Here is a 4,103-nt window from a genome sequence, read left to right on the forward strand (position 1 = left end):
GGCTGCAATGAATGATGAATACATGATGCTTCTTCTCAAATCCTTTTGTCAAGGCTGATTGAGATGCTCTTACCCTGATTGTCCGCAGCCTCAATCAAATCAATTTGAATCACGATCCGCCACCGGAGTTAGTAATCGAGATTGACATCACTAGCAGTTCTATTAACCGGATGGAATTGTATGCGAGTTTGGGCGTGCTAGAGGTTTGGCGTTATAACGGTTCGCGTTTAATCTTCTATCAGTTGGAAGGTCAGAAATATGTAGAAAGTGAGGTTTCTCCTCACTTTCCTTTTTTGTCGCCATCTGAGATTATGGGATTTTTGGAAATGCAAGAAAATGTGGGTGAAACGTCGATGATTCGAGGGTTTAGGCAGTGGGTGAGGAGTCAAATTCAGTCAGGGGAATGAAAGGGATATTTATCTGGCTGAAAGCTTTTAAAAAAAATTTAGCTATAAATTCAAAAGAATACGCAGTCTTTCTTCTACCATCATTAATGTTGTGGGAGAAACTGTACCCCACAGTTCAAAAAATCTTTCTATACTGATCGATCGCACATCTTCACATTTAATGAAACTTCGCTGTCTAAGTCCTCCTCCTGGGGGGTTAACTTCGACGTGCCAGGGAATTCCTTTATCTTTCGATGTGACTGGTAGTACGACAACTAATCCGAAGCACCCTGAGTTAATAAATCTACAGATGTCACTAGACAGGGACGCTTGCCAGCTTGCTCTCTTCCTCGTGTTGGGTTCAAGTCAATCAGCCATATATCACCCCGTGATGGTTTTGCGGATGTGATTCTAAACCATCCTCTAAAGTGATATCCCAAGCTTCCCGTTCTTCAAGTTCTTCTTGCCAAGCTTCTGGGCGATCGCGTAAGGCAAGATAAGCTTGGTTGGCTGCTGCTAAAAACTGTTGTCTTCGGTATTGTTCTATTGCTTGTTCGAGAACTGTTTCGATTGGTTTTCCTGAGAGTGCAGAGATTTCTGCGAGGGTTTGATAAGATGTATTGCTAATTGTAACTGTAGAAGTTTGATCCATGTTACTTTTTTACTTACCTCGACTTTACGCAACTATTATAGCTTAAAAGCTTGGGGTCGCACAGGCGGGATGCCCGTGCCACGAAAAAAAACGCCTATATATCACAGTTAATCGACATCTAAATGCAGTTTGAGAGCAGCATTTACCAACTGCATGATTTCCTCACTCAAGCTTCCCACTGCATCGCTGGTGATTCGCTGTTTGGAAATTGTCCGTACTTGCTGTGCTTGTACTTTAGAAGGTTTGGATAAACCGCTATCCTCTGGATTTAGCAACACCTCGTGCATGGTAGACGCGGGTTACATTAGAGGTAATTGGTAGAATTGTAACTGTATTGGCAGCACGGTTATTAGCGTCATTGCTCACCACCAATACTGGACGGCATTTATCTATCTCATAACCAACCGTAGAACTTAGATTAGCGTAGTAAATTTCACCACGTTTCATCTGTCAATCCATCGGCAACTGTTAACTCCCAAGCGGGGTCTATTTCACTGGATGCTTGTCGGTAAGCAGATTCTAGTTCTTGATTCCGCAGCAATTCTAAAGCGACTTCTATTACTTGGGAGGGCGAGTTGCATCCTTTAGCAATTTTGTAGCTTTCAATAAAGTTTACTAGCGATTGTGATAGGGAAATTGATATTTTTTCAGCTTGCATTATCTTAGCAATTAGTAATTACAAAGATTTTTACTCAATTATAGCACAAGTAGTAAATTGCAGAATTGTAAATTAGCAAAACCCATAAACAGTTTATCGGCGATCGCAGAAACCCGGTTTCTTGTATTGGGGGCGGGGTTCAGAAACCGGGTTTCTTCGGAAAATCTGGTGAGGATGCGTAAATTATCGCAGAAACCCGGTTTCTTGGATGGTTGGGCGATCATCGCCTGTGGGATTAATTCACTCAGAATCGCAAAAAATATCGCATTGATTTCGTCTCAAATTCTGTAATCAGAAAAAAGGGTGTAAGCATTTAGCGCTACACCCTGTCACAGGTTTCTACAAAATCAATAATAATGTAGGGTATTCTTCAATTTGCACTTTAGAATATCTGATACCCCCAACCCCCCTTAATAATGGGGGCTTTTTAATAGGTTTTATCCCAGAATAAGGGGGGCGGTAAAATCGCTTTTTCCCTGAATAAGGGGGATTGTTTTGTCTTGAAATGCTGCATTTAGGATATCTGGATGGAACTGGCTTCACACTTTTAAAAGTTGTTGATGATCACGGGTGGGCTTGACTTGGCAGGCGGAGACATGGGCAAGATGATTGGGGAAGGTTGCGGATAAGCCTGCGGGTATGCAGGAGCATAGGCGGGTTGCGGATAAGCCTGGGGATAGGCTGGTTGTGGATATGCGGGATATCCGGGCTGATATCCCTGCTGTGGATAGGCTGGTTGTGGATATGCGGGATATGCCTGCTGTGGATATGCCTGCTGTGGATATGCCTGCTGTGGATATCCCTGCTGTGGATATGCCTGCTGTGGATATGCCTGCTGTGGATATGCCTGCTGTGGATATCCCTGTTGTGGATATGCCTGCTGTGGATATCCCTGTTGTGGATATCCCTGCTCTGGATATCCCTGCTGTGGATATCCCTGCTGTGGATATCCCTGCTGTGGATATCCCTGTTGTGGATATCCCTGTTGTGGAGTCGGATATGTTTCTGGGAATCCTGTTCCTTGAGTACCCGTAAATTGTTGATAATTGGGTGGTATTTGAGGGTTATATCCATTACCAAATAAGCCTTGTACCATACCCCGCCCTATCTGATCAAGGATAGGTTTGAGAGGAATAGCTACAGCCTCTTGGGTATGAAATGCGACCATTGGAATGGACAATACTATGAGGGCCACGAGTTGACTGCATCCCTTCTGAAACTGAGTATTTTTGGCAATCATTTTCGACTCCTTTCTTCGTGATGGTTTTGAGGTTGGGAGTGGCGATCAGACTTCACAGGGGAAGCGCGATCGCCAAGCTTAGTTAACTATTAGCTGCTACCTACCATCCACGCGCCCGCATAAAAGCATCTGCATATTGATTTGGCATTCGCTGGTAGCAATTGGCTTGACCATTTTCAACTCGCATAGCAATAGTCCATCGCATGGCAGTTTTGGTAGCACCGTTTCGCCAACCTGTGTAGTAAGTGTCTGCGACTTTGTTAACACATCGGTCAGATAACACCCCGTCGGCACGACTACGGTATTGATTTTGAACAGCTTGTGTTTCCTGTGGACTCAGGTTAGTCATAAACACTTGTTTGTTCCAAGGAGACCAAAGATTACTGACTATTGCGTCCCAGTTGTTGCCAAGAAAATTGACTGCTTCGCTCATGGAAGCTGCTTGAGCAGGTTTCGCAGTCAAAGCTGTGACAACGGAAGTAGCAGTCAGAATGCTGGCAGCCGAGAGGGAACCTAACATCAGTAAAGAAACTGCTGATTTAGAGCGAAGTAAGTTCATAATGGAATCTGTGAATAAAGTTAATCGTGGAGAAGCAATGGCTTAACGTTGCTTCCCACATTTCTGCTGCTACTAGAGATAACTGAGCGTGTTACCTCAGCACCATAACCATATTTTTATTGGAATTTTCCAGAATCACAATACCAAAAGTTCATTCATTTTGTTTGGCAGTTCACCATCAATTCACTCATCAAGTTCATAAAGTTCATAAAGTTCATAAAGTTTGTGGTAGAATCTATAGAAAATGTGGGCTAGGGCTAAATCATGGATATTGAAGATGCGTTATTAAGCTGGTTGAATCAGCGGGTAAAGGATCGCACAGGAGAGATTTTAAACGAGGTGGAAAAGGAAATTATCCGCAAATCCTCGGAGGGTCTGACATACGATAAGATGAAGATTCCTGGTTATCAGGTAGAATCTATCAAACAAAATATCGCTCCGCAGTTGTGGAAACTACTGTCAAAGGCGACAGGAAAAAATGTAACTAAAAAGACCCTGCCGATAGTTCTGGAAGCATTGGAGAAGGAGCGATGGTTCTCCAGAACTTACGGTGATATTTTTATCTAATTAGAGAAGCAAGCTAATACCCGTTCTCGAAAATTATCAAA

The 4,103-nt window shown here is 43.2% G+C and carries 10 protein-coding genes; 3 read left to right on the forward strand and 7 right to left on the reverse strand.

Annotated elements, in window-relative coordinates; all coding sequences use genetic code 11:
- Nucleotides 1-104 precede the first annotated feature (104 nt).
- Nucleotides 105-407, forward strand: coding sequence for a Uma2 family endonuclease (locus QUA04_RS28860; protein WP_333263996.1), 303 nt, complete (start codon nucleotides 105-107; stop codon nucleotides 405-407).
- 42 nt (nucleotides 408-449) lie between these two features.
- On the opposite strand, the gene QUA04_RS30110 is transcribed toward QUA04_RS28860, so the two are convergent.
- From QUA04_RS30110 to QUA04_RS28880, 6 genes are all read right to left on the reverse strand, one after another.
- Nucleotides 450-710, reverse strand: a complete 261-nt coding sequence (locus tag QUA04_RS30110) for a type II toxin-antitoxin system PemK/MazF family toxin (protein WP_445242392.1) — start codon at nucleotides 708-710, stop codon at nucleotides 450-452.
- Nucleotides 662-826 carry a type II toxin-antitoxin system PemK/MazF family toxin gene (locus QUA04_RS30115; protein ID WP_445242391.1) on the reverse strand — a complete coding sequence of 55 codons (165 nt, stop codon included), beginning with the start codon at nucleotides 824-826 and terminating at the stop codon, nucleotides 662-664. The genes QUA04_RS30110 and QUA04_RS30115 overlap by 49 nt, the downstream gene beginning before the upstream one ends.
- Complete coding sequence (locus QUA04_RS28865; RefSeq protein WP_333263999.1) at nucleotides 757-1,038, reverse strand: hypothetical protein; 282 nt, start codon at nucleotides 1,036-1,038, stop codon at nucleotides 757-759. Before QUA04_RS28865 ends, QUA04_RS30115 begins: the two co-directional genes overlap by 70 nt.
- Nucleotides 1,039-1,145: 107 nt before the next feature.
- Entirely contained in the window at nucleotides 1,146-1,325 is a 180-nt protein-coding gene (locus QUA04_RS28870) for a type II toxin-antitoxin system PemK/MazF family toxin (protein WP_333264002.1), read from the reverse strand.
- Nucleotides 1,294-1,485, reverse strand: a complete 192-nt coding sequence (locus QUA04_RS28875) for a type II toxin-antitoxin system PemK/MazF family toxin (RefSeq protein WP_333264006.1) — start codon at nucleotides 1,483-1,485, stop codon at nucleotides 1,294-1,296. Before QUA04_RS28875 ends, QUA04_RS28870 begins: the two co-directional genes overlap by 32 nt.
- A complete protein-coding gene (locus QUA04_RS28880; RefSeq protein ID WP_333264009.1) occupies nucleotides 1,472-1,696 on the reverse strand; it encodes a CopG family transcriptional regulator in 225 nt (74 codons plus the stop codon). Before QUA04_RS28880 ends, QUA04_RS28875 begins: the two co-directional genes overlap by 14 nt.
- 639 nt (nucleotides 1,697-2,335) lie before the next feature.
- Between QUA04_RS28880 and QUA04_RS28885 the strand changes: the two genes are divergently transcribed.
- On the forward strand, nucleotides 2,336-2,731 hold the full coding sequence (locus QUA04_RS28885) for a hypothetical protein (protein ID WP_333264011.1): 396 nt from the start codon (nucleotides 2,336-2,338) through the stop codon (nucleotides 2,729-2,731).
- A 305-nt stretch (nucleotides 2,732-3,036) separates the two neighbouring features.
- On the opposite strand, the gene QUA04_RS28890 is transcribed toward QUA04_RS28885, so the two are convergent.
- The gene (locus tag QUA04_RS28890; RefSeq protein WP_333264014.1) at nucleotides 3,037-3,495 is read right to left on the reverse strand and encodes a hypothetical protein; all 459 of its coding nucleotides are present in this window, start codon (nucleotides 3,493-3,495) and stop codon (nucleotides 3,037-3,039) included.
- Between the two features lie 264 nt (nucleotides 3,496-3,759).
- On the opposite strand from QUA04_RS28890, the gene QUA04_RS28895 reads away from it, so the two are divergent.
- A complete protein-coding gene (locus QUA04_RS28895; protein WP_333264017.1) occupies nucleotides 3,760-4,062 on the forward strand; it encodes a hypothetical protein in 303 nt (100 codons plus the stop codon).
- The last annotated feature ends 41 nt before the right edge of the window (nucleotides 4,063-4,103 follow it).

Source organism: Microcoleus sp. S13_C5 (assembly GCF_036700845.1).
Classification (GTDB): domain Bacteria; phylum Cyanobacteriota; class Cyanobacteriia; order Cyanobacteriales; family Microcoleaceae; genus Microcoleus.

Coding starts and splice junctions, on each gene's coding strand:
- QUA04_RS28895 (WP_333264017.1), top strand. CDS start 3,760: ATGGATATTGAAGATGCGTTATTAAGCTGGTTGAATCAGCGGGTAAAG.
- QUA04_RS28865 (WP_333263999.1), bottom strand. CDS start 1,038: ATGGATCAAACTTCTACAGTTACAATTAGCAATACATCTTATCAAACC.
- QUA04_RS28890 (WP_333264014.1), bottom strand. CDS start 3,495: ATGAACTTACTTCGCTCTAAATCAGCAGTTTCTTTACTGATGTTAGGT.
- QUA04_RS28875 (WP_333264006.1), bottom strand. CDS start 1,485: ATGAAACGTGGTGAAATTTACTACGCTAATCTAAGTTCTACGGTTGGT.
- QUA04_RS28880 (WP_333264009.1), bottom strand. CDS start 1,696: ATGCAAGCTGAAAAAATATCAATTTCCCTATCACAATCGCTAGTAAAC.
- QUA04_RS28870 (WP_333264002.1), bottom strand. CDS start 1,325: ATGCACGAGGTGTTGCTAAATCCAGAGGATAGCGGTTTATCCAAACCT.
- QUA04_RS28885 (WP_333264011.1), top strand. CDS start 2,336: ATGCAGGAGCATAGGCGGGTTGCGGATAAGCCTGGGGATAGGCTGGTT.